This window comes from Caballeronia sp. LjRoot34 (genome assembly GCF_964253815.1).
In the GTDB taxonomy this organism is placed as follows: Bacteria; Pseudomonadota; Gammaproteobacteria; order Burkholderiales; family Burkholderiaceae; genus Caballeronia.
In genome coordinates, this window is the sequence record NZ_CAXUSB020000012.1 from 1 (window position 1) to 24,275 (window position 24,275).

Genomic DNA, 24,275 nt, shown 5'->3' on the forward strand with positions numbered 1-24,275 from the left:
AGTTACCGATGAAGCGCTGCAGTTTTCTCCGCCCCAGACCGCGTGCAGGCGACCAAGTCGATGAGCGGAGACCAACTTGACGGCCCGCCTTTAGGCATATACAATTTGCATATACAAAGGAGGTGCATCGTGCCTGTTCCATCGCCGTCTGTCCGCCCCAGGGAAGCCAAGCTGTTTCGTAACAATCGTAGTCAGGCGATACGCATCCCTGTCGAGTTCGAGTTGCCGGGTGATCGGGTCCTGATCTATCGAGATGGCGACAAGCTCATCATTGAGCCGGTCAAGACGCCCGCAAACATCATCGAATTGCTGAACGCATGGAGACAGGAGCCGCCGCTCGGACCCGATGATCAATTTCCGGATATTGAAGATTCACATGTTCGACCGGAGGACGTGTTTTGAGCGGCTACCTGCTGGACACGAACATCATCAGCGACATGATCCGAAATCCGTTCGGACAAGTGGCCACCCGAATCGAGCAGATTGATCCTAAGGCGATTTGCACGAGCATCGTCGTCGCAGCGGAACTACGCTATGGTTGCGCTAAAAAGGGTACCGCCAAATTGCTGGCCAAGGTAGAAAGCCTACTAGCGACAATTCCTGTGCTGTCGCTTGAAGTTCCTGCCGACAGAGACTACGGCGGCATCCGGGCGGACTTAGAGATCGCCGGCCAACCAATCGGTGCAAACGACCTTTTAATCGGCGCTCACGCCTATGCATTGGGGCTGACACTCGTGACCGACAATACTAGAGAGTTCAGCCGCATTCGCGGCCTCGTGGTTGAAAACTGGCTTGACCGATAGCCGATGATTTCAGCAAGAGTCAGTACGCGACGATCGAGAACGGGCGGCTCTCATTAAGCGTCGCTTAACTTCTCGATGTGCTCAATGTTTCAATCGGCGTCATGCCGCGAGCGGCGACAGATGTCGCTTCACCGGAATTCGCGCAAACTTGCGATCACTTCTTTACCAAGTAATGACGAAAGTCGCTTTGTAGAGAGCGACTGGCCTGCCGAAGTGCTCCAGGTACGCGCGCGTCGCCTCGAAGTAGCTGAAGGTCGATTCGCTCGCGGTGAAGTGCAGGGTCATCAGCCGACTGATACCGTCATCCCCATACGCCAGCAGCGTACAGGCCGGCGCCCGGCCCTCAAACCAGCGATGGTCGCTGCCGTCGATGTGCACCGGCTCGCCCAAGCAGGCCCGTCGTGCACGCGGCTGATAGACCTTCGGCGGTCACAGTTTGCGCGGCACCTACCGACCCAGGTTGTGTAAAAACGCGACGCCGACACATCCACGGTTTCACATGGTCTTCGACGCGCGCCGACGGCCTTTTTGAGCCCGTCCAACGGTTACTGGTTTCTTGATCTTTGTTTGAGAGGACGAGGTTCTTAGGCGCGGTAACGCGCGGCAAAGCGGCCGGCCTGATGGTAGCCTAGCCTTAGACAAGCATCTTTTGCATCACCGTCCCGGTGCCGAGGATTGCCATGACGCGCTTGAGGTTGTCCGCGAGCACGTGAAGACTCATCTCGGTGCCGACATGCTCGCGTGCCTTCATTCGGAAGTGTGCCGTGCCCATCCAGAATTTCAGCGTATCGAAAGGATGCTCGACGGTCTGTCGGCGTATGCCCATCATCTCCAGCTTCTGATCGAGCCGTTTTTGCATCTCCTCTACGACAGCCTCATGTTCCCAACGCTTTATCCGGTGAGCCTGTTTGCCCGATGTGCATTGTTTTCTGATGGCACAGGTAGAACAGGCTGAGCTCGAATAGCAATGCAGTGTCATTCCATAGCGATGTTCGTGAAACGACAGTTGACCCGTTGCTGGGCGGGACAAAGATGCTTATCGTCTCGGGCAACGTAAATAAAATCCTGCTTACCGAAGTAGTCTTCAGCGTTTTTTCCTGATGTCAGCGGTTGGGAACGAAGGTCGTAATGCCGGCCTCATGGCATTGCAGCAGTTCCCCGCTTTTGAAGTAGCCCCGGTCGGCATCAACAGTCAGTTCCTTGATGCCTGTAGCCCCACGCGCCTACCTGGCGATGTTTGTAATGACCGCGGTCGTTGCCTACGGTGGTGACTCGTGCGCTACGATCAGATGATGCGCATCACCAACGCCGTCTGAACGTTGTAGCAAACCATTCCCGTTTCCGACCGCCGGTAGCCCCTAATCAATTTGCTGCAGGCGCGCCTTGAAGTTTCGATCACGATTATTGACGGCTTTGAACTTGCTACCGTCGACGACCACTATCGACTTTGAGAAAAGTTCCAGGTTCCGGCATAGCACGATGAACTCGCTGCAGACATTGCGAATCGTCTTGCCGTTGTTGCGTCGGAAATCGGCGACGGTCTTAAAGTCCGGCGAAAGGCGGCCTGTAAGCCACATAAGCTCGACGTTGCGCTGGGTCTCACACTCCAGACGCCGACTCGACCAAATTCGATTCAGATAACCGTAGATGCAAATCTTTAGCAGAACGGATTGATGGCAGGAGGGTCGTCCCGTAGCTGCAGGTGCGGTTTCGTCAAAGCCTAGACCGCGAAGATCAAGCTCATCAAAAAAGACATCAACTACGCGAACTGGATTGTCGTCGGACATATAGTCCTCAAGATACTCGGGCAGCAAAACAACTTGTTAAGGTCTTCACCTTCGACAAATCGTTTCACGTGCCCGTTCCGACCTGAACGCGTTGCTTCAGTTTCGGCGATCAGCGTGCGTTTTGACACAACCTGGACCCGCGTCCGTCATCAGGTGACGCACGATTTCCTTCGACAGCCCCAGTCCATGGCATTCATGCAGCTTCTCGCACGCGAGATCGGCCCGAAATCCGCGTAGCGCTCGTGGATCAGTCCGAGCGCCCGATCAAGCACCGTCTGTGGCAACTGGTGAGTGCTGCGCATACCACGCTGCCGCGAAACGAGGCCAGCGGCGCCTTCGTCGCAGTAACGGATCACGAGCTACTCGACCTGGCGTCGGCTCAAACCCAGCCTTCACCCGCACCCAAAGTACGACACTACTACTTTGCCTCTACATTGTCGACGCTGGTCACTTGTGTCGAAATTCATCTATCAAACGCTCGGACTTGTCGACGGGCTGGTGAAAGTATTTCGTATACCTTACCAGCGGTGCATACACCAATGCCTTTCTTCCTTGATACTAAAAATTGGATCCGAACATGAAGCCCCGGCAGCCTTCAATTGTCACGGGGCGCCGTAGGCCGCTACCGGATCAAACCGGCTGATTTCCAGCCCACTACCCACCGGCAATTGGATACTGGTGATCCCTGGTTTTTCCCTTATCGCTCTCCCGTAGCGGCGTATCCCATCATCCCCCGGGCGAATCATGTTATCGGCCACGATGATCGCTCCGGGATTGAGCTTGGGGTAGAACGCTTCCAAGCAAGGCTCATAGAGAGCCTTCCACAAATCTAGGAGAACAAAGTCCAGTCCATGCGGAAGTAATTCGATCATCTTCAAAGCGTCACCGACCTTGAATTCGATGTAACGTTCCAGGCCAGCGTTGATAGCGGCATCGCGTGCGTACGCTGACTTATAGTCGTACATCTCGATCGTGACGACTTTACCTCCGGTGTGCCGTGCAGCTTCTGCTAGCCAAATGCCTGAGTAGCCGAACGATGTGCCTAGCTCAAGAATATTCGGCGCTTTAAGACATTTGGCGAGCATGTTCAACAGCCGGCCCGTTTCCGGTCCCACCGCTCGCATCAGTTGGTCGTTACCACGGCTATCACGAAGTTCAGGACGTTTCACGCGATCAAGTTTTTCTTCGCGTATGCGCTCGTGGTAGCTGTCGAGTACTGCCTGAATTTGATCGTCCATGTTGCCTCCCGCAAGTGCCGGACATAAATCCGAACTTCACAACTATTCAAATGAATTGTGGCTGCTGAGCAAACAGTATTGTCGCTCGACCTGAGCATTAAGGGAGCCTCAAAGTCCTTACTGTTTCTGACCCATCCCATACTGTCGAATGGATCGCCCGTCGGGCATTGAATGGTGCGCTTGAGCGATGAATCATCGGCACGACGAGCTGGTTCCAGACGAACGCAGTACCGTGGAAACGTCTACTAATATCACAATCGCGATCCTGATTCGGGACGGGTCCATGTGCTACGGATTTCGCGTTACATGTGTCACCTGCACGCGCGATGGTTCGATCCACACCCATATTGCTTCAGCATGTTCTTTTGAACGATAAACCCGGATGAAGGACGCTTTATGATGGGTCGAAATCTCACTCAGTTGACGCACCCGTTGTCCGTCCACGTCGAATCTCCACCCATGCGACAAGCAGGTAATCAAACAGCCATTCACCTCGCCGCTCGACAATGGATCTCCGCGGTGAGGGCATTGGTCGTTCCAGACGTGCACGTACCCTTGCGCATCTCTCCAGACGACCAGTCGATTTCCCTTGACGACATACCCCCGCGCCGTCTCAGGCGCGATGTCTCTGCAGAAACAGACAAAACTCCACCTATTGTCGCTGCTCGACGTACTCTTCACGAAGTGTTTCCTTGCATTCTCTCCGTCCATGAAAGCTATCTTGCAGGCGCACCGTTTATCACATCGGCGCAGCAAAGCTCAACGGAACTCATGTCAGCACTCCATTCAACGTCAGGAAAACGGGCGGCATGACTCAACGAACGAAAGCGATGCTAACAGGGGTACGAATGTCAATCGACTGTCCTGTGTTGACAATCATTCCAGACTCAGAGTCGATGCCGAACACATTTACACTGCCGCTACGCTGATTGGCAACCACCATCCACTTGCCCGAGACGTCAATGGCTAATCCCCAAGGCTTATCGCCCCCCGCGCGCGCGCGCTGAATTTCGGAGAGCTCGCCCGATTCCGGGTCGACGTGATAGACGACCAACTCATTTTCGCCGCGATTCTCGGCGTACACGAAACGCCCGTCGTGGCTAACCGCGATCTCGGCGCCGCTGCCCACACCGTGGAATCCCACACTGTTGAGCTGCAGTGTCTGCACGAGCGTCAAGCTGCCATGCGACGCATCCCAGCGGAAGACCATGACGTTTGCTGAAAGCTCGGTAATGAGATACACGAAACGGCCGTCAGAACCGAAGGCGAGATGACGAGGACCGCTGCCCGGAGAAGATACGAACGCATGTGACCGCGGTTCGGCGATTGCCGTAATCTTATGAGTCGATCTATCCAGACCATAGACGAAAACGCGGTCGGCGCCGAGATCGGCAACAAGTACATACTTTCCCGAGGGGTCGACGATGGCGTTGTGGGCGTGCGCGCTAGCCTGCCGCCGGTTAGGTCCCGAGCCTGACTCCGTGATCGTCGAAACGACCGAATCGACATTTCCGTCGCGATTCACCGCGATGCTGGAAACAGAACCGCTACCGTAGTTGGCCGCCAGTAAGGTGTCCGAAGGAACGTCGAAATAGAGGTTTGTTGTACCGGTTCCTTCGGTCGGGACTCGGCTCATTTCGGTAAGCGCACCCGTGTCATGGTCCACGTTGAACGCGGTGATGCTTCCTTCCCTGGCGTTGTCGTCGTCAACCGCGTAAAGCACGGGTAGCTGGGGATGCGCTGTGACCCATGTTGGCCTTAACGCTAACGCAGATTGGCCAAGCATCGTAAGTTTGCCGCTCGCGGTATTGATACGCAGACAGTTAATTGAACCCTCTTGTGTCCCGACGTAGACTAATTCTGTGGTTGCCTCAGATTGTGTCGCGACGGCACTTAAAGTGTTCGATAATCCTATCGCCACTGCCAGCACGACAAGCGCCAATCTGGCTCGGGACTGCTTCATAGTCGAATAGCTCATGGTCCGAACTGAATGAATGTTCGGACAAGCATAAGGGGCGGACGGTCGTCCGTCCCTGCACAAAGGCTCGATTCGCCGGGACTTTGCCGCTGAATCGATCCTTCCCCGCTAAGAGGGTGAATTTTGACGCTGGGGCTGCTGACGCGCCGCAGCCCGAAACTGACTCGGGGCCTGGCCGACTTCTTTGCGAAAAAAGCGCGTGAAGTACGCGGCATCCGCAAAGCCAAGCTCAAAGGCAATTTGTTCCACCGACATATCCCCGAAGATCAGGTTCCGCTTTGCCTCGGTGATGATCCGTGCATGGATCATTTTTGTAGGACTCAGCTCCGCAGCGGATGCGCAGGCCGCGCGCAATTGCACGGGTGATACCGCCATCTTCGAAGCGTAATCCTGTAACGGCAGATTCTCCCGAAAGTGCTCGTCGATGAGCTTACGAAAGCGTTCGACCAAACGAACGTCGTTTCGCACCGCACCTTCACTTCTTGTTTCTTGCAGAGTTGCTGCGCGAACGAGCCTGAGCAGGAGTGTCGTTAGCAGGGCTTCGGCGCCGACTACATGACCGACGTCATCGGACTCAACCTCCCGCTTCAGGCCAAGAACCAAGCCGTAAAATTCCGTTTCGGAACCGGCGACTCGAGAAAGCGGAATGACGCGAGGCATCGCCCAGAGCGCGATAAATTCATGGAATTTGCCGTTGACTTGCGTCAGATAGGAAACTTCGATCGTAACAACCCATCGGTCGGCATCGAGCTCGTAGTCGAGCCCGTGAACGCAGTCGGTGGGCAGCAGCAACGCACATGGCCCCTCGAAGGGCACGTCGCTGCCTTCCAGGTTCATCACACCGCGTCCTTTACAAATAAAGATTACTTGGCCATAAGCCGGATGCGCGTGAGCCTCAGTACGCCAGCGCCCCCGCTCCGTAACATGTCCAACGTGTACAAACCAATCGGTCGATTCTGGCTGCTCAACGTACAAGCGGACCTTCGGAACGGTCGTGAGATTTCCCTTGGTGTCGGGCTTGGGGCGAATCTTCGCAGAGGAAAAATGGGTCATAAGTAAAGATCATGCTGAGCATGGCTCTCGTTTTATCTGCGATCGCAAACGGCAGCGAACTCGCGTTCAGCCTGAACCGCGACGATCACACGCTCGAAGCTTCTCCGGATTAGCGCTCGTAGGGCCGATAATGTTCCCACCTCGATTGGCGACGCCCTTTATAGTGCGAAGAGGTGCGAAAACGCTTACTTGCAAGGAATTTCGCGCCGCGGCGGTCATCAAGTTTCGCCATCGTGCGATCCACGCATCTTAAGCTGGCGGCCGCTCGCGCGAAGAGTTGTCATCGCCTCCCCTTCAATGACATCGACGACGTTCCAAACTAGGATCACGATTCGCTTTAAAGACATGGCTTGAGGAATAAGGCCTCGACGTTCGTCGTTTTGGTAATCAAGGGCTAAGATCAAGTAGGCACGCAAAGTGCCTACTTAAGATCAGCTCTATTTTTCCATATCTTCATCCGCTTCGCACCCTGCTATTTACCCCACATGGGCACATGTCATGTAACGTCAACAACATCAAAACCGATGCACGATCCCGACAATCACGCCGCGCGAATCAATGCGCGGCGCCACCGCCAGACCTGTATTGCGCGTGCCGTTGAGGGTAAAAGCCGCTCGATTTCGGTTCTGCAGAGAAGCCGCTGAGCAGTACATAGGCGTTCGCGTCGAAAGAGTGTACGAATAGGTCAACTCGACTTGCTCGAATTATTCCCTTTACCCTGTCGATCGTTGGCGTGGTCATACATAATCGCTAGCTGACTGGACGGCGTGGGGGAATACCCGCCTGAGATAACGTACACGTTGCGTTTCACGCTATCGGCAGTTTGATGTCCCGTATGGTAAGCCAGAAAGAAGCGCAGCTCCGAGCCCGACTGATCCCCGCATTGAAAAGCTTGCGTATCGACTTTCCGGCCGCATTGTCTGCCTGCTCATAACCAGCAGCGAGAGAAACGGGCCGTTTAAGTCCTTGACTCGAGCGTGAAAATTGCAAGCCGTTGCCGGGCTTGGTCGTCGTCTTAACGCTCCCAGGCGTTGATCGCTCGTTACGAAGTAGAAGCGGTACGTAAAACGGCGTGTTCAGGAAAGGCGACCAACCGACATGCCCGCCCTCGCCAATCTCTCCAGTAACGGACCCCGCTTGCGCTTCGCCATCAAACCCGTTCATCCGGATGATTGAGCTTTGGCGAGAATCGGCGGAATTGTGATGGCTCGTCATGCTGGATTCAACCGTGGCGAAGCCTGGTGTCGCCTGCCAAGGCCGAAGCTAAATACGGGTGCGACGTCTACGGCAGCTCTTAAGGTGAGACGCCGTCCCCAGGCGTTTATGTCAGTCGGAGGAAGCTCGGTCAATCCTCCGATTCCAGACTCCCGATAGTTGACCTCGGAAGCATCTTGAATGCTCGGACGACGTTTTTGGAAAAGGCCGGCCGTGGTTTCTGCTGCGACCTCAGAACTTGTGCACGAGGCCGACACCGATGCCGCGCGTGTCGGTGCCGGGCGTGATCGCAAGGCCCGAATAGGCGGTGCCGGAGAGCGTGTATTGCGCCTGATTCCGGTTCTGGATGAAGCCGGCCGCTGTATAGAGCTCGGTCGATTTGGAGAGGGCGTACTCGAAGAGCAGGCCCAGTTGCTGTGCGTTGTTGCCCTTTCCCGTGCGGTCGTAAAGATAACCGTACATCACCGAAAGTAAAGCAGCTGGTCCGAACTGATACGAGTCCGATATCTGGTAGACGTCGTGCTGCATGTATTTCGGCGTATTGGTCAGCTTCTCCGTGTGATAGGCCAGCCAGATGCGGTTGTCACCAATCGCATACGAGGCCCCCGCGTTGAAGACGCTAAATACCGCGCCAGGACCCGCGGCGGCACCGCCCGCCAGCGTATAGCTGCCACCCGCTCCGACGCCGGGTTCGTCTCCCCGTTCGTAGCCTGCCGCCACGTTCAACGGTCCGTTAACGTACTGGACGACGGCGTTATAAAACCCTATGCCGTTACCCGACCCGGTCGTCGACGAATCGCGCAACGCCACCATGAATTTGGCAGTCAGCCCGCCAAACGTGGGGGTGTAGTAGGAGAAACCATTGTTCGCACGGATGATCAAGCCGTTGAAATTATTCATTGGCGACGCGATGCTTTTAACCCAGGACGGATCCATGGCTGCCTGCAAGATGTCGTACTGCGGCGAGTTCTGCAAGCCGAAGCGGACTTCGCCGAAACCGCCAGACAGGCCGACATACGCTAAACGATTGAAGGCATCGGACGAGTTCGTCGCCGCACCGGTCTGACCAGAAAAGGCTTGCTCCAACTGGAAATTGACGTGGAGGCCGCCACCGACATCCTCACTGCCCTTAAAGCCATAGCGGGTCGAAAAAAGTCCGCCGGGGACCGCGCGGATGGACGAATTGTTGCCACTCGAACTCTGATAGACGAAGCCATTGTCGAGCACGCCATAGAGGGTGACCGTTGACTGCGCGAACACGGGGGAGGCGGACGCGCAGGCCAAGCTTGCGCCGAATCCGAGAATGATAGACCTTCTCATGCTGGATCTCCGTTTTATCCGCATCGGAATGCCGATGCTTTTATAAGTGCTCGTTTCATTAGTATAGCTAATAATAATTCGATACGATAAGTGACCGAAATGCTGATGCATCCGGGTATCCCACAGTCTTACGGGAGGCGCGCCTGATCTTGGCGGCTAGTCGACTGATTGTCTGTCAGATCGAAGTCCCGCAACGGCGGCGCAAGCTAATGGCCCTGAGTTGCTTCCCTGCTGAATCTGATCTCCTTTGATTGATTATATTTTTCGCGTGCTCGGTGTCGGTTCAGATGCGGAGCATATCGAACATCCTATGGCAAGGTTAATTGCGCGGATGGCGCCGGGTCTATGGATAAAACTTAGATTGAATGGCACTTTTTCATTTGCAACCGGACTCGGGTAAACTAGGCTCCCCCGGCGAGCCGAGCGCAGGCTGCGCAGCTCGCCGCACGATTTATCCGTGGCAAAACGAGCACGCGAAGATCTTCAGCGCGGAGGTTGTGAGAAACACGGTGCGGATTTGCGAGTATGTTTCGCCAGGGCGCGCGCGTCCGACTAGAACGCAGTCTCGGTCTGAGCGTATAGGTGTTGGAGCCATGTGTCGGTTCTGTCGCAATAAGACGGTGCGTTATGATTGGCGGGAAGAAAACGAACTGCGTGCTGCGATGAAACAGAGCCTGACGCCGGCGTTGGCGCGTGTGTTTAAACGCCTTCACTATCCGTTTGATGTGATGCTGATGTGCGTGCGCTGGTATGTCGCTTATGGGCTGAGTGTGCGAAACCTGGAAGGGATGATGGCGGAGCGCGGCATCGAGGTCGATCATTCGACGGTGCACCGTTGGGCGATTAGACTGCTGCCCGTTTTTGAGAAAGCGCTCCGTCGCCGCAAGCGAGCGGTAGGCAGAAGCTGGCGTGTCGATGAGACGTATATCAAGGTCAAAGGACAGTGGAAGTACTTGTATCGAGCAGTGGACAAGGCTGGAGCAACAGTCGATTTCCTGCTTCGAGCCCACCGTGACAAGGCCGCCGCGCAACGTTATTTCGAGAAATCGATTGATCAAAACGGCGAGCCTGAGACGATCACAATCGACAAAAGTGGTTCAAATCTGGCCGCACTTGAGGCGCTGAACGCTTCGCGCGATAAGCCGATCAAGATCCGCCAGAACAAGTATCTGAACAACATTGTCGAACAGGATCACCGAGCAATCAAGCGACGCACTCGACCGATGCTCGGATTCAAGACTTTTCGGTGTGCACGCATCCTGCTTGGCGGCATCGAGCTCATGCACATGATCAAGAAGGGGCAAATGAAAGGCGGCGGCCAAACTCCCGCCGAGCAGTTTTACTCATTAGCCAAATAAGCATTACTTACCATATCGCCTTTGCTCGCCTATCCATCCTTATTGCGACAGAACCTTCGATAATGCGATCGGGCACTTGCAATCGACGGGCGAAGCGCATGAGCGCGCCGCAGATCGGCTGCGCCAGGCGTCTGCCCATTGGTTGCGTCACACGACAGGCTCTCGCATGATGGATGGCCAAGTCGATCTGCGATACGTCCGGGACAACCTGGGGCATGAATCGATCTCGACCACCAGCCAATACCTGCATGCGGACGACGATGATCGGCATCGTGCAGCAGAGGCCGGTTTGAGACTCGATTGGTAGCAAGATGATTAAGCTGTCGTATCCCGTCAATCGCGTGCACGAACTTTCACTGTTCGCCCGTCAGAGCACCTCTACACAATGGACATTCTAGATTCGCTTCGGCAGGCGCCTAGCGCCGAGCTATATCGCCTCTATCTTGCAATCGGCAAAATGCTTGATGACCCCCGGCGTATTCTCGAAATACGTCAACGCCTGTATCTGGGGATGGCCGTCGACTACATTGGCGACAACCCGCTTGAGCCGCCGGCACAAGGCACCATCGTTGAACTCCGCCAGACATAGGCCGTGGTTCAAGACACCGTAACTCGACGCCGGTGGGGCGTGCTCTACGCGGCGATCATTCCGGACAGCGCGAGTGGCCCGGACCTCGTCGAACCGGCATCACCACCGAGGACGCAGCGTGAAGAGCTTTTCATCGGCGACACAGTCAGCTTCACCGACAAGCACCTAAGCGAGCGCGTTGGCATCATTGTCAGGCTAAATTCTAAAACTGCATCCATTGCCGTCAATCACAGCGAGGGTCACTGGCCTGTTTCCTACGCTTTACTGCGAAAAATCGTCGATATCTAGTCCCGCAGAAACGTCGGGTATCTCTCTAATTCCATTTCTAATTCAATAGTGAATCAATGATCCACGGCCACGCGACGATGGAATGAACCCGTCGGTGATCCAGTTCAAGGTGGCGAAGCGAGTCGCACAGATGGTGTTGGAGCGCATCGATACTCTCGAAGACGCGGTTGTGAAAGGACTTTTCGCGCAGATCGTCCCAGAGATGTTCAACGGGATTAAGCTCGGGCGAGTACGGCGGAAGTGTGAGCAGGCGCAGGTTGTGCGCCAGCTTGAGCGAAGCACTCTGATGCCACCCGGCACCGTCGAGAACCATCACGATGCGCTCGTCGGGATGGCGCGCGCAGACCTCATCGAGAAACAGCTGCATGCAGGCGCCGTTGACGTGCGGCAGGATCAACGAGTCGAGCACGCCATCGGTCACCGAGACGGCCGCATAAGCGTAGGTGTACTCCTGCGTCACCATGGCCTGACACAACGGACGAACCGGTTTGGGGCACCAGCAACGCCGCGTATCGGAGATGCGACCGAAGCGCGCTTCGTCCTGAAACATCAGCCGGATCGGCCCTTGGCCCGGCCACGCGCGGTCGATTTCGAGGAGGACGTCGGGGAGTTTTTTTTCCAGGCTTCCTGGGCGGCCACATCAGCTTTGGGGTGTCGCTTGTCGGGTGCCAGCTTGCGCCAGCCATGACAGTGTAGCAGGTTGTAGGCAGACGCCAAGGCAACTTTGCGTCCCAGCCGTTCATCCAGCGCCCGCTTGATCTCTCCGACCACGAGGATGCCGCCCACCTTAGCCTTCTCGAAAAAGGGCGCAAGAAAGCTCGCTTCTTCTTCCCGCGTCATATTCTCGCGGCGTCGACCGCCCGGCTTGGGGCGGTCGACTTCGGGCATCCCGTCAGCCAGGATGAAGCGCCGGCGCAACTGACAGGCCCAGCCGACCGATACGCCAATCGCTTGCGCAGTCTGCGCGAGCGTTAGACCGAATTCGAGCGGCAACAGTACCGCTTGAGCTTGCCGCAACTCATCCACCGTTCTGGCCTCGACAATGAGTTTCTTTGCACGTTCAAGAACCTCACCGCCTGTCGCTTGACGAACCATCGCGCGCACCTCTACATGGAAGGTGTGCTTATTATTACACTATCGAATAGTAAATGGAATTATTCCCCTTTACTTGTCCCAATACGGCACGGGCCCGAATCGATCGCTCAGAAACCGCACAAATGTCCGGATGCGCTCGGGAAGATTCGGGTCGGGGAGAAAAACAGCGTAGAGCGTGCCAGTGGGCACGACATAATCCTGTAGTAGCCGCATCAGCTTGCCGGATTCCAGATGTGTGCTTGCTATAAACCTCGGCACAATTCCCACGCCGACCCCGGCCAGTGCCGCTTCGACGATGCCATCGCCATTGTTCGCCCGGTAATTGCCCGTGGCTTTGAGCGCGTGATCGCCGTCCGGTCCCGACAAGCGCCATTCACGGTTGGCCGCGCCTGTGTAAGTCATGCAATTAAGGCGCAGCAAATCCGTCGGCGTAGTGACGGGACCGTGCGCTGCGCAATAGGCCGGCGAAGCGACCACGACATAGTTGACAGTTGCAAGTTTGCGGGCGACCAGATTACTCAAATGCGGTTCGTCGGCCATGCGCACGACAATGTCCGCCCCGCCGGAGATCAGGTCACCGAAATGTTCCGATAGCGATACATCGACTTGCACTGACGGGTTGTCGCGGAGAAAATCCGCGATTGCCGGCAGCAGGTGTATGCGCCCAAATGAAATGGCTGTGCTCACACGAATCAGGCCGTGCGCACCGTGCGTGCTGTCCTCGAGATCACGGATCGCGTCCTCGGCATCAGAAATAACGCGCGTGCAACGTTCGTAGAAACGCTCACCGGCTTGCGTTAATCCCAACTTGCGTGTCGTTCGGTGCAGGAGCTTGATGCCCAGCGACGTCTCCAATTCCTGGATATGCTTGGTCGCTAACGCTTTGGAAATGCCGCATCGTTCTGCCGCAAGCGAAAAACTCTTGGAATTGACAACGGCCACAAATGTCGCCATCGCGTTCAGGTCGCGCATGAGGTGTGATTCCCGGTCAGCTTTGGTGAAAGGACTTTTCACGAAAAGCCATTTAATCGATGTCACTGTTTGACGATAATCCCACTCATGCCTCACTGCATCTAGCCCTTAACTTGATATAGGCCTCGACCGCCTCGCGGTCGAGGCAATTGAAGGACGCGACATGACCTGGAATGCTGAATATTACGTCAAAAAAGGAGACATCCGTCTATATGTGTACCGCAAACGTGCGGCTGAACCCGTAGCAGGCGAAGCGCCGCTGCCGGTTCTGTTTCTGGTTCACGGCTCGACCGTTTCGGGTCGCAACACCTATGACCTGCAGGTCCCGGGACGAGAGGACTATTCCGTCATGGATCACTTTGCTGCGCTGGGTTATGACGTCTGGACCATGGATCATGATGGCTACGGACGCTCTGGCTGGACTGAAGGGTCGAACTCCGGCGTGCAGTCGGGTGCCGACGACTTGCAGCTTGCTGTCCCCTTCGTACTTGAAACCACCGGCGTGCATGACGTGTTGATGTTCGGAACGTCATCGGGCGCGCTGCGGGCGTCATTGTTCACGTCGAAGAATCCTGACAAGGTGAGACGGCTCGGACTGTCGGCGCTGGTTTATACCGGGGCGGGTTCACCGACGCTCGAACAGCGGCGCAAGAAGTTGCCCGAGTATTCGGCGAGCCCACGGCGCAATGTTGATCTCGCTTTCTACCAAGGCATGTTCAATCGCGACAAGCCCGGTACGAGCGAAGATATTGTGGCCGAATCAATTGCAGCCGCCGAACTGCCGCTTGTCAGCGAGGTGCCTACCGGAACTTATGTGGACATGTGCGTGAATCTGCCGCTGGTCGATCCCGCCATGATCCAATGCCCCGTGATGATCGTACGTGGCGAGTTCGACGGCATTGCCGCCGAGCCGGATCTTCTCGAATTCTTTGCTCATCTGCCGACTCGCGACAAGCAATTCATCGCGATCGCAGGCATTGCGCATAACCCCATGATGGGCGTTCATCGGAAGAAGTTTTTCCATGCCCTCAAGTCGTTTTTGGAAATGCCGTTGGAAACGGCTTGAACCTTTTACTGCGGCGCTCAGCCGCATAACGGCACGTGTAATCTGGCATTCGTATCAACAGTCGCTTAGCTATACGCCTTCTCTCATGGTCGTCCCATTCACTGTCACGCTTTCCGCGTGGCAGTGCATCCACTCGCGATCGCATTGTGCTTTCAGGTTCTCAAGAAGCGCACTATCCGCAACACTTTTACCTAAGCAGTGAACAGGAGCAATACCGCAGCAGTATCGTAGAAATAAAAACTGAAAAAAGAAGGAGACAAAATGAAACGGACTCTAATCGGGGCTGCAGCGCTCTCGGTTTTCAGCGCCGTCGCGCATGCGCAAAGCAGCGTGACCATGTACGGTTGGCTCGACGAAGGCGTGTCGTACGCGAACCATGTCGGGACCACCGCGGGGCCTAAAAGCAAGGTGTTTTATGGCAGTGGTGTAGATGGCGGAGATCGATGGGGCATGCGTGGACAAGAGGATCTCGGCGGCGGCCTGAAGGCGGTGTTCACGCTGGAAAACGGCTTCAATGCAAGTAATGGCGCATTGGGCCAAGGTGGAGACTTGTTTGGACGCCAGGCGTTTGTCGGGTTGAGCAAGGAGGGTGTCGGCGCAATCACTTTCGGGCGTCAGTATGTGCTTTCACAAACCTTTGTCGGTAACGACTTCTCGGCGGGCGGGCAAAGTGCAGTCGGCAACTATGGCTTCCATCCAAACGACTTGGACATGTTCACGTCGAGCCGGGTGAACAACGCGGTGAAGCTGTCCAGTGCGAACTTTGGCGGCTTCCGGTTCGGCGCAATGTACGCGTTTTCCAATCAGGCCGGTACGTTCCAGGGATCTGTGCCTACCACGACCCCGGTAAGCGCCGGGTCATCGAGTACCTATAGCTTTGGTTCGGGTTATTCAAACGGCCCGTTTGCAATGGGCATTGCCTATACGGCGATCAACTTTCCTACCGCCGCGGCGCCGGCTTATCCGGTAACGATCGCTAACATCGATACAAACGGATTGCGCAAGACCAATACCTTTGGCGTGGGCGCAAGTTACAAGATCGGTCCTGTCAACGTGTTTGGCAATTACACGGATACACATCTGCAACCTGTCGCTGGCACGCAGTCTACGGTCCAGGACGGCGAGCTCGGTGCGACCTGGTTCATCACGCCTGCCTTGCAAGCGACGCTCGACGATGCGTACACCAGACTCAGCGGCGGATTTAGTGGAAGGTGGAACCAGATTAATAGCGCGCTTGATTACTCCCTGTCCAAGCGTACGGACATTTACTTGCTTGCCATCTATCAAAAAGCATCGGGAAGCAACTTGGTCAAAGGCGTGATGGTTCCTGTGCAAGCGTCGATTGGTTCATCATCGACTTTCGTCGCTGCGTCCGCCGGATCAAACAATCAGTTTGTTGGACGCGTGGGTCTGCGGGTGAGATTCTGACGGGTACGATGGGACGCGCCAGAAGAGCATAACGACATGCCGCGCCCTCTTGGCGCGGCATGGTTTTTTTAGAGCCGTTTTCTTGAAACCAGAAGATCCGCGCGGAATTACCCCGCACTACGGCCGAGGCGCTTGCGGCTCCGTCTCGGCACGGGGCTGCGGAGCGGCCGGTTGCGCTGATTTTTCATGGACCTGTCCACCGTTCCTGGCAACCCGCATCGCTTTCTCGGACACGTCTTGCGGCGCAAAGAATGCGAAGCCGATCCCGACCGCAAGACCGCACGCGGCCAGGAATAGGAACGAAGGCAACACCGCTGCGACGGTCGCATGCGGAGACAGCACGTTGCCCGATCCGGCGATCATCGCCAGAACCAGCGGGCCGGCGACCTTGCCGACGCCGTTCGCCGCTTGACCGAGGCCCATCGCCCGACCCGCCATTTGGGTGGGAAAGATCTCGACCGTGTAAGGTCCGACGATGCAATATCCGCCATCGAAAAACAATGCACCGATGACGATACAGACAATAAACGACGGTATGCCGAATAGAGTCTGATGTGCTGTGAAGGCAGCGGCCATCATGGTCGCGGCAATACCGAACCCGAAGATCGCCCCCGCACTTTTGCGGCCGATCCAGATGGGCAACAGTGAGAACAAAACGCGTCCGAGTACTCCCGCGCTTGCGACCATGACGAAATAATGTGCGGCTTCGCTTGGCGTGATGTGCAGCAGCGCCGCCGTGATAGTCGGCCCCCACAGATAGACACCGAAACCCGCGGTGCTGAGACCCGCCCACGCCACGACCACGAGCGCCAGGAGCCACGGATAGGCAAGCAACTCGCGGAACTTCGCACTCGGGGCGATGGAGGCAGGCAGCCTCGCATCGAGCGGCAGCGACTCTGCCGGCACTCGCATAAGCGCTGCAATCGAACGGCGTGCCTTGGCGAAACGCCCTTTGCTGATGAGCCATTGCGCCGACTCGGGGATGACCAGCATGGTCAGCGCCACGACGATCAGCAGCGGGATCAGTCCCAGTGTTGCAACGCCGCGCCAGCCCAACACATTGAGCATGGACGCGGCGGAGATTGACGCGATCAAAGCGCCCAGCGAGGCCGCCACGTGCGGAAAGCCAACCAGGCGGGTCCGGTAATGAAGCGGCGTGGTCTCCACCAGCAATACCATTTGCGTGGTTGCGACACCTGCCAGCCCGAAGCCAACCATAAACCGCAGGAGCGCAAACATTTCCCACGCATGGTCCGACACCAGCGCGACCGATGCCGCCCCCACCCCGCATAAAACCGTACTCGGCACGAGTACCGCCTTCCGTCCGAAGGCATCTGCCAGTCCGCCGCAGAACAACGCACCGGCAAATGAGCCGGCCCCGGCACTCAGAAGGATCAGGCCGGATTGACCATAGGTCAGATGCCAGGCCGGTCCCAGCACCGCAAGCAAAAAACCGACCACATAGAAGTCAAAGGTATCGAGTGTGTATCCAGTGCAAAAGATCGCGTAAGCGCCGTAGTAACGGCGCGTCGGCCGCGACTCCGCATAAACGCTCATCAAGTCCCGGTTCGGCATGAGTGTCTCGTTTTTCTAATGGTCTGGATTACATTTTGATTCGCAATCCATATTAATCGATTCCCGCGAGATTTTTGATATGTCGCGGGAGCCATAGTCATGAAAGCATTGATCAAGGGCGGTTGACCGCCCGCTAACTCGCTTCTTCGGGCACGATCTTGTTTATTTCGGCCTTTATCGCGGAGGTCGATCCGGTTGCTTCAACGGGACGGCGCGGACGCCGAGTCCCGCGCCACTGGAAAAATACCTGCACGACGATCACCGTCGTGCATAGAGCCAGGAATGCGCAACTAATCGCGTGTTGCAGGAAGACCATCAGGTCACCGTGAGAAAGCAGCAATGCGCGCCGGAAATTGACTTCGATCATCGGGCCCAAGACGTAGCCGAGCAGGATCGGCGCCACCGAGAATTCGAGCGCACTAAACACGGCGCCGATCAAACCAAACGCCAGCACCTCACCCACCTCGAAAAGGCTGTTATTGACGCTGTAGACCCCTACCGCAATAAAGAACAATGCGGACGGAAACAGGAAGCGATAAGGCACTCGCAGCAGCTTCACCCAGATACCGATCAATGGCACGTTCAACACAATGAGCAGCACGTTGCCGATCCAGAAACTGGCGATTAGTCCCCAGAACAAATCTGCGTGTTCCGTGATCAGTTGCGGCCCTGGCTGAATACCTTGTATCAACAATGCGCCCAGGATCAAGGCCATTACCGCATCGCCAGGTATGCCCAGGCTCATGGTCGGCACGAAATCCACTTGCGCTTTCGAATGCGAAGCAGCTTCGGGCGCTGCAACGCCTTCAATCATGCCGGTGCCGAACCGGTCTGGCGTCTTCGACACCTTGCGTTCGAACGCGTAGGCAATGAAGGTCGTGATCGTTGGACCCGTTCCGGGCATGCAGCCGAACAGCGTGCCAATCATCGTGCCGCGGAGCATCGGCATGAAGGCGCGCTTAAGATCCGCCTTGCCCGGAAACATGTCGCGCAACCGGACCGAGGTTTTGCCGCCGCCAACGACCTGGATCCGGTTCACGCTGCGCAAGAACTCCGTGACGCCGAACAAGCCCAACGCGAGCGCTACCAACTGAATCTTTTCAGACAACTCCGGCATGCCGAACGTGAAGCGCATTTCACCGCTGCTGACGTCGGTACCGACCATGCCGATAAGCAGGCCGACCAGTGTCATGGCGACGCCTTTGAGTGCGGAGCCCCGCGACATCGTGCCGCCGCATAACAAGCCGAGCAGCATGATGGAAAAAATTTCCGCCGGTCCAAACTTGAACGCAATACTGACCAGTAACGGCGACGCGACAATCATCACGATGATCCCCACCGACGCCGCAAAAAACGAGCAGATCATCGTGATGCCGAGCGCGATGCCGCCCTTGCCTTGCTGGGTCATCGGATAACCGTCGAGGCAGGTGACGGCATGCGGCGGATGGCATGGCAGGTTCAGCAGGATCGCGCCAATGGCCCCGCCGTATTGCGAGCCATAAAATATCCCTGCGAGCATCAGGATCGCGGGTACCGGATGCATGGCGTAGGTCAGCGGCAACAGGATGGAAATAGCAGACAACGCCCCCATGCCGGGCAACACGCCAATCAAATTGCCAATCAGCACGCCCACGAACGACCACATCAGGTTGTGAGGATCAAGCGCTATGGCAAACCCATGCCGAAGATCAAACAGGGACTGCAACATGTCTCACCCCCACTGCAGTAGTGGAAACTGCACCTTGAGCGCCCACCAGAACACGACGACGCTTACCAGCATCAGCGCGAGCGCGAGCACCAGCGCGTCTTTCAGGCGGTTCTTCCGGTCACCGAGTGCAGCAATGAACGCCACCGCGAAAGTCGCCGGCAGCAAGCCGCCGTGCTCGCCGATAATGACGAACGCGACCAGTGCTGACGCAATGCATAGCCATCCGCGCCATTCGGCAGGGAGCGCATCCTTTTTATCGACGGACACTGAGCGCGACGCCTGCAGCGCAATGGCGCCCCCAACCAGCGCGAGCAACACCCCGACTGCGACGGGGAAAAAGCCCGGACCCATCTGCCGCAGCGATCCAATCTGATAATCGGTTCCGCACGCAACCGCGCCGAGGCCGATCACGATCATCAGCGCGCCGCCGTAATAGTCCTTGTGATACCGGTTGAACCGGTGATTGATGATCATCTTGTTGTGTCTCCTCCGCGCGGCACGCGTGCGAGCCAGCATCGCGGCCGCCATTAAAAAGCCGGCTAAGCTAAAGTTCCGCGCCGGTCTGGTTTTCCCAGTAGCGGACAATTTCAGAGTGGTCGCGGGTTCCGCCAAGCTGCTCGCTGGCAGCATGCCAAAGTTGCGCCGTAAGCTCGCCAAGCGGTACTGCAGCACCCACGCTTTGCGCGGCATCCACCGCAATCTTCACGTCCTTTGCAATGAGTTGCATGGCCATGCCCGTGCCGTATTTGCGCGTCAGCACGTGGGGCATCACTTTCTTTACCACCGGATGCTGGCGGCCGTTGCACATTGCGTCTATTGCCTCGGCCATGAGCGCGGAGTCGAGACCGAATTTACGACCGATGACCATTGCTTCGAGCGTGTTGATGAACGTGCACGCGTTGATGTAGTTGGTCATTGCCTTCAGCACATGGGCGCTGCCGAGTTCGCCGCACAGCCAGAGCTTGCGGCCCATTGCAGCGAACATCGGGCGGCAGCGTTCAATCTGCCCTGTGTCACCGGCGGCCATGATGTCGAGGCTGGCGTCGCGAGCGAACACCACGCCGCCCATCACTGGCGCGTCGACATACCCTATGCCGCGCTCTGCCAGCTCGGCGCCCGTCTTGCGCGTCGACGCCGGCGCCGACGTCCCCATGTCGATGGCAATCGCGCCTTGCGGCATAGCCTGCGCAAGACCTTCTTCGAACAACACGTGGCGCACCACGCGCTCGTCCGGAAGCATGAAGATCACAGCGTCCGCACCTTCACCCGCTTGCGCGGCCGATCCTGCTACCCGCGCCCCATACTCGTTCGCGAACGCAGTGGCGTTAGGCACATTCACGTCAAATACAGTCAGTGCAAAGCCTTTGCGGGCGAGTTGTCCGGCCATCGGCGAACCCATGTTGCCGATCCCGATAAAACCGATCTTCCTGATGTCAGCCATCGTCTTGTCCTGTTCTGCATGCGAGGTGTCGCCCGATAAAATAACGGACGCTTATTCTGGAGCGTGACCAGGTTCGAAATAGCCGCCGTCCGTGGTGCCGTCGACCGCCGCGCCGTGAATGCCGTGCGACAAGTCCTTCACCGTCAGGAAAACGACGTCCTCATCGGTTGTCGCAACCGTCGAATGGACGATATTCGCGGGGAAATACAGCAGCGTGCCCGGTCCGCATAACAGCTCCGGCTCATTGCCGACCCGTACGCGCAAGGTGCCCTGCACGATGTAGTTCCATTGCTCATTCGGATGGGTATGCGGCTTGGCGCCCGTCCCGCGCGTCTTGTTTATCAGGCCAACCTGCATGCGCTCACCTTCTATTACAGGGCCGAAAGCGGTTGAATAGCCGATGCCCGCATCCATCCCTGCCAGCTCCTTTAGCGCAAAAATATACTTGCCTTCGCCGGCCTTGACCGCGCCCTTGTTCTTCGTCGTCGTGTTCATGGGGTCCGTCCTTCGGATAATGTTTGCCGGCTGCATGTCAGCCGGTCTTGGGGTCTCAAACTGCCTGGGTCTTCATGCCCGCCACTTCGATGCCCTTGATGCAGCACGCTTCGTCCTCTTCGCCGGTGCCGCCGCTCGCGCCCACCGCGCCGAGGATCGCGCCGTCATCGCCGAGCAGCAGCACCGCGCCGGTCTGTGGCAGGAAGCGTCCTTTCGCGGTGGCTGCGAGTGTGGTGAAAAACGCCGGATTGTCTTTTGCGCGGTTGCCAAGGGCGCGGCTCGAACAGCCCATCGCGGCTGCACCCCACGCCTTCCCGAGCGCAATGTCCATGCGGAACATACTGGCGTTATCTTCGCGTTGCGCCGCGACGACGTTGCCGCTCGCATCGAGCACCACGACTGCAAGCGGCTTGATCTTGGCGTCCCGGCGAGCGCTAAGCACACCTTCAATGATCGCGTTGGCTTGCTTCAGAGTTGGAGAAGACATGACGATATTTCCCGTTAGAGTGAAAAACAAAAACCATCCGGGCTCATCGCAGTTGAGGCCCGATTTTCTTGAGGAGATCGGCGTATTGCTGATCTTCGGTGTGTACCAGTGCAGCAAATGCCGCCGATGAATTGCCCACCGGTGCCGAAGCCATCTTCGCGATTGCAGCACTGACGCGCGGATCCTTCAGTGCTTCGGCCACTGCGCGATTCAGGCGCGCGATAACGTCCGGCGGCGTATTCGCGGGGGCGAACAGGCCAAACCACGAACCGATATCGAAGCCGGGCACACCGGACTCCGCGATGGTCGGAACGTTGGGAAGCGAGGGCAACCGTCCCGCCGTCGTCACGCCCAATGCACGCAACTGGTTTGCCTTGATGAGCGGCAGCACGGCGGTGATGGGCGCGAACATCACGGGAATCTGGTTACCGAGGAGCGCGGTGACGGCCGGTGCGGAGCCTTGGTAAGGTACGTGCAGCATTTGCACGCCGGCGTCCTTGTCGAACATTTCGCCCGCTATATGACTCGGAGAGCCGATCCCCGCAGACCCGAAGCTGAATGTGCCCGGCTTGGCTTTAGCCAACGCGATGAATTCATTCACCGTCTTCGCCGGGACATTGGGATTCACGACCAGGATGTTTGGCACGCTGATGACGAGCGTCACCGGCGCGAGGTCTTTTAGCGTGTTGTAAGGCAGGTGCTTGTAAATATGCGGGGCAATGACAATGCTGGTGTTCTGCGCCATCAGCAGTGTGTAGCCATTGGGCTTCGACTTGGCCACCAGGTTTCCTGCAATCGTGCCGGACGCTCCTGATTTGTTTTCCACCACGACGGCCTGACCCAGATTCGCGGATAACACTGGACTGATCAGACGCGCGATAAAGTCGGCAGCACCTCCCGGTTCAGCGGGAACGAGCAGTCGAATCGATTGTTGGGGATACGCATCTTCGGCTTGGGACACGGCGCCAAGCGCCATCAGCCAGACTCCAACGGCCATTACAAACAGCGTTTTCATACAATCTCCTGATTTATTTTTTTATGGCGTCGCACCGGTTGCTCGCCGGGGCGTTGATGGTGCGCGCAGGTCATAAACTAACGCGCCGAATGAACCCCTACAAATGTTTTAAATCGATAAAATGCATAGATGTCATCTATCAATCGCCCTATAGTGTCGATGGCGCGACAACTGAATTGCGCAAAAATAAGCAGTCTGAAAGGCACGCTCAAGCGGGAGACCCGAAGATGGAGTTGCGGCATTTACGTTATTTTCTGGCGGCTGCGCAGTCGGAGAGTTTTACGCGGGCTGCGGATGTCCTACACATTACGCAGCCTACGCTATCGCACCAGATCAAGCAGATTGAGGATCAACTCGGCATGCCCCTGTTCGATCGCGTGGGCCGCATTGTCAAGCTGACGACGGCCGGCGAAGTTTTCACGGGCTATGCGAAACGCGCGCTGCAAGAAGTTGACTCCGGAATGGACGCGTTGCACGAACTGAACAATCTCCGGCACGGGAAGCTGACGCTGGGTGTGCTGTCGTCGTTCGGTACCTTTCGCTTGCCGCAGATCCTGGGCGATTTCAACTCTACTTATCCTGGCATCAAGGTCACGCTGCTGCGCATGCGCTCCGGTGAAATCGAAAAGCGCTTGCTGGATGGTGAATTGAACTTCGGCGTGGCCTATGCGCCGTCGGGTACTGACCAGATTGACGCTCAACCGTTATTTAGCGAACCGCTTGCGCTCCTGGTCGGTGATCGTCATCCGCTGGTGGGTTGTCCGGGCTTGCCGCTAAGTACGTTGACCAAGCATGGACTGATCTTGCTGACGGCTGAGTACAACTCCCGAAAGATGATCGACGCCATGTTGTTTGCGAACGGTGTTACTCCGCATATTGTGATGGAGATGAACGCCATAGAGCCAATTCTCGCGACCGTGCGATACAGCAATCTCGCGACCATTCTCTCAGCGAATTTCATTCACGAAACGCCCGGGCTGCATCAGGTTCCGCTGACTCCGACAGTGACGCATACGGTTGCAATCTTTACGCGGCGCGACAGCTATCTATCAGCTGCGGTACGCGCGCTGATAGAGACCATTCGTGGACGTTTTTAATTTTGCATCAATGTCACTGACGCCATACTCGTGCCATCTGTCCGCCACATTGACGTCATCGACATCTTCGATACCCTAATCGCTTTTAACAGAATGCGTTTCGACAAATCCTGTGCTACATATGATGACTGAAGCGGACGCATCGATGGAGACCCGATGAAGAGGTTGATGGCTCTGGTGCAAATAGCTGGTTCAGCCGAGATGCTTCTTATAAATATGGATACCTCATTGATTGAAGAGGACAGCATTCCAGACGGAGGGTGCTGC

The 24,275-nt window shown here is 56.7% G+C and carries 23 protein-coding genes and 3 pseudogenes; 8 read left to right on the forward strand and 18 right to left on the reverse strand.

What is annotated here, in order from left to right; all coding sequences use genetic code 11:
* Nucleotides 1–129 precede the first annotated feature (129 nt).
* Both ACSQ36_RS46175 and ACSQ36_RS46180 read left to right on the forward strand, forming a co-directional pair.
* Complete coding sequence (locus ACSQ36_RS46175) at nucleotides 130–402, forward strand: antitoxin (RefSeq protein WP_436187493.1); 273 nt, start codon at nucleotides 130–132, stop codon at nucleotides 400–402.
* A complete protein-coding gene (locus ACSQ36_RS46180; protein ID WP_436187494.1) occupies nucleotides 399–803 on the forward strand; it encodes a type II toxin-antitoxin system VapC family toxin in 405 nt (134 codons plus the stop codon). The genes ACSQ36_RS46175 and ACSQ36_RS46180 overlap by 4 nt, the downstream gene beginning before the upstream one ends.
* A gap of 189 nt (nucleotides 804–992) precedes the next feature.
* Here ACSQ36_RS46180 and ACSQ36_RS46185 read toward each other — a convergent pair.
* The 8 genes and pseudogenes from ACSQ36_RS46185 to ACSQ36_RS46220 all read right to left on the reverse strand — a co-directional run.
* Nucleotides 993–1,226: pseudogene (locus ACSQ36_RS46185) on the reverse strand (ISNCY family transposase); the annotation flags it as partial.
* A 211-nt stretch (nucleotides 1,227–1,437) separates the two neighbouring features.
* A pseudogene (locus ACSQ36_RS46190) lies at nucleotides 1,438–2,658 on the reverse strand (transposase).
* Nucleotides 2,659–2,725: 67 nt separating this feature from the next.
* Nucleotides 2,726–2,982 (reverse strand): annotated as a pseudogene (locus tag ACSQ36_RS46195) (ISNCY family transposase); the annotation flags it as partial.
* 210 nt (nucleotides 2,983–3,192) lie between these two features.
* The gene (locus ACSQ36_RS46200; protein WP_436187495.1) at nucleotides 3,193–3,828 is read right to left on the reverse strand and encodes an O-methyltransferase; all 636 of its coding nucleotides are present in this window, start codon (nucleotides 3,826–3,828) and stop codon (nucleotides 3,193–3,195) included.
* A 288-nt stretch (nucleotides 3,829–4,116) separates the two neighbouring features.
* Nucleotides 4,117–4,539 (reverse strand): Rieske 2Fe-2S domain-containing protein, encoded by a 423-nt coding sequence (locus ACSQ36_RS46205; protein WP_436187496.1) that lies wholly within the window; start codon nucleotides 4,537–4,539, stop codon nucleotides 4,117–4,119.
* Nucleotides 4,540–4,642: 103 nt separating this feature from the next.
* Complete coding sequence (locus ACSQ36_RS46210) at nucleotides 4,643–5,791, reverse strand: lactonase family protein (protein WP_436187497.1); 1,149 nt, start codon at nucleotides 5,789–5,791, stop codon at nucleotides 4,643–4,645.
* Nucleotides 5,792–5,914: 123 nt separating this feature from the next.
* Nucleotides 5,915–6,859 (reverse strand): helix-turn-helix domain-containing protein, encoded by a 945-nt coding sequence (locus ACSQ36_RS46215; RefSeq protein WP_436187498.1) that lies wholly within the window; start codon nucleotides 6,857–6,859, stop codon nucleotides 5,915–5,917.
* A gap of 1,446 nt (nucleotides 6,860–8,305) precedes the next feature.
* Nucleotides 8,306–9,505 carry a porin gene (locus ACSQ36_RS46220; protein WP_436187499.1) on the reverse strand — a complete coding sequence of 400 codons (1,200 nt, stop codon included), beginning with the start codon at nucleotides 9,503–9,505 and terminating at the stop codon, nucleotides 8,306–8,308.
* 551 nt (nucleotides 9,506–10,056) lie between these two features.
* Between ACSQ36_RS46220 and ACSQ36_RS46225 the strand changes: the two genes are divergently transcribed.
* The 3 genes from ACSQ36_RS46225 (at nucleotide 10,057) to ACSQ36_RS46235 (ending at nucleotide 11,341) form a co-directional block, all read left to right on the forward strand.
* Complete coding sequence (locus ACSQ36_RS46225; protein ID WP_436187500.1) at nucleotides 10,057–10,752, forward strand: IS6 family transposase; 696 nt, start codon at nucleotides 10,057–10,059, stop codon at nucleotides 10,750–10,752.
* A gap of 76 nt (nucleotides 10,753–10,828) precedes the next feature.
* Nucleotides 10,829–11,059, forward strand: coding sequence for a tyrosine-type recombinase/integrase (locus ACSQ36_RS46230; RefSeq protein ID WP_436187501.1), 231 nt, complete (start codon nucleotides 10,829–10,831; stop codon nucleotides 11,057–11,059).
* 78 nt (nucleotides 11,060–11,137) lie between these two features.
* Nucleotides 11,138–11,341 carry a hypothetical protein gene (locus tag ACSQ36_RS46235; RefSeq protein WP_436187502.1) on the forward strand — a complete coding sequence of 68 codons (204 nt, stop codon included), beginning with the start codon at nucleotides 11,138–11,140 and terminating at the stop codon, nucleotides 11,339–11,341.
* Between the two features lie 325 nt (nucleotides 11,342–11,666).
* Here the strand turns inward: ACSQ36_RS46235 and ACSQ36_RS46240 are convergent, their stop codons facing one another.
* The 3 genes from ACSQ36_RS46240 to ACSQ36_RS46250 form a co-directional block, all read right to left on the reverse strand.
* A complete protein-coding gene (locus ACSQ36_RS46240; RefSeq protein ID WP_436187514.1) occupies nucleotides 11,667–12,251 on the reverse strand; it encodes an IS630 family transposase in 585 nt (194 codons plus the stop codon).
* Nucleotides 12,179–12,724 (reverse strand): helix-turn-helix domain-containing protein, encoded by a 546-nt coding sequence (locus tag ACSQ36_RS46245; RefSeq protein ID WP_436187515.1) that lies wholly within the window; start codon nucleotides 12,722–12,724, stop codon nucleotides 12,179–12,181. Before ACSQ36_RS46245 ends, ACSQ36_RS46240 begins: the two co-directional genes overlap by 73 nt.
* A gap of 69 nt (nucleotides 12,725–12,793) precedes the next feature.
* Nucleotides 12,794–13,696 (reverse strand): LysR family transcriptional regulator, encoded by a 903-nt coding sequence (locus ACSQ36_RS46250; protein WP_436187503.1) that lies wholly within the window; start codon nucleotides 13,694–13,696, stop codon nucleotides 12,794–12,796.
* Nucleotides 13,697–13,859: 163 nt separating this feature from the next.
* On the opposite strand from ACSQ36_RS46250, the gene ACSQ36_RS46255 reads away from it, so the two are divergent.
* Nucleotides 13,860–14,762, forward strand: coding sequence for an alpha/beta hydrolase (locus ACSQ36_RS46255; protein WP_436187504.1), 903 nt, complete (start codon nucleotides 13,860–13,862; stop codon nucleotides 14,760–14,762).
* Between the two features lie 261 nt (nucleotides 14,763–15,023).
* On the forward strand, nucleotides 15,024–16,190 hold the full coding sequence (locus tag ACSQ36_RS46260; protein ID WP_436187505.1) for a porin: 1,167 nt from the start codon (nucleotides 15,024–15,026) through the stop codon (nucleotides 16,188–16,190).
* A gap of 117 nt (nucleotides 16,191–16,307) precedes the next feature.
* Here the strand turns inward: ACSQ36_RS46260 and ACSQ36_RS46265 are convergent, their stop codons facing one another.
* From ACSQ36_RS46265 to ACSQ36_RS46295, 7 genes are all read right to left on the reverse strand, one after another.
* Nucleotides 16,308–17,765 (reverse strand): MFS transporter, encoded by a 1,458-nt coding sequence (locus ACSQ36_RS46265; protein ID WP_436187506.1) that lies wholly within the window; start codon nucleotides 17,763–17,765, stop codon nucleotides 16,308–16,310.
* A gap of 133 nt (nucleotides 17,766–17,898) precedes the next feature.
* On the reverse strand, nucleotides 17,899–19,473 hold the full coding sequence (locus tag ACSQ36_RS46270; RefSeq protein WP_436187507.1) for a tripartite tricarboxylate transporter permease: 1,575 nt from the start codon (nucleotides 19,471–19,473) through the stop codon (nucleotides 17,899–17,901).
* Nucleotides 19,474–19,476: 3 nt separating this feature from the next.
* A complete protein-coding gene (locus ACSQ36_RS46275) occupies nucleotides 19,477–19,947 on the reverse strand; it encodes a tripartite tricarboxylate transporter TctB family protein (RefSeq protein WP_436187508.1) in 471 nt (156 codons plus the stop codon).
* A 70-nt stretch (nucleotides 19,948–20,017) separates the two neighbouring features.
* A complete protein-coding gene (locus tag ACSQ36_RS46280) occupies nucleotides 20,018–20,914 on the reverse strand; it encodes an NAD(P)-dependent oxidoreductase (protein WP_436187509.1) in 897 nt (298 codons plus the stop codon).
* Nucleotides 20,915–20,965: 51 nt separating this feature from the next.
* Nucleotides 20,966–21,409: a cupin domain-containing protein gene (locus tag ACSQ36_RS46285; RefSeq protein WP_436187510.1), complete on the reverse strand. Its 444-nt coding sequence runs from the start codon at nucleotides 21,407–21,409 to the stop codon at nucleotides 20,966–20,968.
* Nucleotides 21,410–21,464: 55 nt separating this feature from the next.
* Nucleotides 21,465–21,896, reverse strand: coding sequence for a GlcG/HbpS family heme-binding protein (locus tag ACSQ36_RS46290; RefSeq protein WP_436187511.1), 432 nt, complete (start codon nucleotides 21,894–21,896; stop codon nucleotides 21,465–21,467).
* Nucleotides 21,897–21,939: 43 nt separating this feature from the next.
* Nucleotides 21,940–22,911: a Bug family tripartite tricarboxylate transporter substrate binding protein gene (locus ACSQ36_RS46295; protein ID WP_436187512.1), complete on the reverse strand. Its 972-nt coding sequence runs from the start codon at nucleotides 22,909–22,911 to the stop codon at nucleotides 21,940–21,942.
* 227 nt (nucleotides 22,912–23,138) lie between these two features.
* Between ACSQ36_RS46295 and cynR the strand changes: the two genes are divergently transcribed.
* On the forward strand, nucleotides 23,139–24,008 hold the full coding sequence (gene cynR / locus ACSQ36_RS46300) for a transcriptional regulator CynR (RefSeq protein WP_436187513.1): 870 nt from the start codon (nucleotides 23,139–23,141) through the stop codon (nucleotides 24,006–24,008).
* Nucleotides 24,009–24,275: the final 267 nt, after the last annotated feature.

Coding starts and splice junctions, on each gene's coding strand:
- ACSQ36_RS46200 (WP_436187495.1), bottom strand. CDS start 3,828: ATGGACGATCAAATTCAGGCAGTACTCGACAGCTACCACGAGCGCATA.
- ACSQ36_RS46205 (WP_436187496.1), bottom strand. CDS start 4,539: ATGGACGGAGAGAATGCAAGGAAACACTTCGTGAAGAGTACGTCGAGC.
- ACSQ36_RS46210 (WP_436187497.1), bottom strand. CDS start 5,791: ATGAAGCAGTCCCGAGCCAGATTGGCGCTTGTCGTGCTGGCAGTGGCG.
- ACSQ36_RS46215 (WP_436187498.1), bottom strand. CDS start 6,859: ATGACCCATTTTTCCTCTGCGAAGATTCGCCCCAAGCCCGACACCAAG.
- ACSQ36_RS46220 (WP_436187499.1), bottom strand. CDS start 9,505: ATGCATCAGCATTTCGGTCACTTATCGTATCGAATTATTATTAGCTAT.
- ACSQ36_RS46225 (WP_436187500.1), top strand. CDS start 10,057: ATGAAACAGAGCCTGACGCCGGCGTTGGCGCGTGTGTTTAAACGCCTT.
- ACSQ36_RS46235 (WP_436187502.1), top strand. CDS start 11,138: ATGGACATTCTAGATTCGCTTCGGCAGGCGCCTAGCGCCGAGCTATAT.
- ACSQ36_RS46245 (WP_436187515.1), bottom strand. CDS start 12,724: ATGGTTCGTCAAGCGACAGGCGGTGAGGTTCTTGAACGTGCAAAGAAA.
- ACSQ36_RS46250 (WP_436187503.1), bottom strand. CDS start 13,696: ATGCGCGACCTGAACGCGATGGCGACATTTGTGGCCGTTGTCAATTCC.
- ACSQ36_RS46255 (WP_436187504.1), top strand. CDS start 13,860: ATGACCTGGAATGCTGAATATTACGTCAAAAAAGGAGACATCCGTCTA.
- ACSQ36_RS46260 (WP_436187505.1), top strand. CDS start 15,024: ATGAAACGGACTCTAATCGGGGCTGCAGCGCTCTCGGTTTTCAGCGCC.
- ACSQ36_RS46265 (WP_436187506.1), bottom strand. CDS start 17,765: ATGCCGAACCGGGACTTGATGAGCGTTTATGCGGAGTCGCGGCCGACG.
- ACSQ36_RS46270 (WP_436187507.1), bottom strand. CDS start 19,473: ATGTTGCAGTCCCTGTTTGATCTTCGGCATGGGTTTGCCATAGCGCTT.
- ACSQ36_RS46275 (WP_436187508.1), bottom strand. CDS start 19,947: ATGATCATCAATCACCGGTTCAACCGGTATCACAAGGACTATTACGGC.
- ACSQ36_RS46280 (WP_436187509.1), bottom strand. CDS start 20,914: ATGGCTGACATCAGGAAGATCGGTTTTATCGGGATCGGCAACATGGGT.
- ACSQ36_RS46285 (WP_436187510.1), bottom strand. CDS start 21,409: ATGAACACGACGACGAAGAACAAGGGCGCGGTCAAGGCCGGCGAAGGC.
- ACSQ36_RS46290 (WP_436187511.1), bottom strand. CDS start 21,896: ATGTCTTCTCCAACTCTGAAGCAAGCCAACGCGATCATTGAAGGTGTG.
- ACSQ36_RS46295 (WP_436187512.1), bottom strand. CDS start 22,911: ATGAAAACGCTGTTTGTAATGGCCGTTGGAGTCTGGCTGATGGCGCTT.
- cynR (WP_436187513.1), top strand. CDS start 23,139: ATGGAGTTGCGGCATTTACGTTATTTTCTGGCGGCTGCGCAGTCGGAG.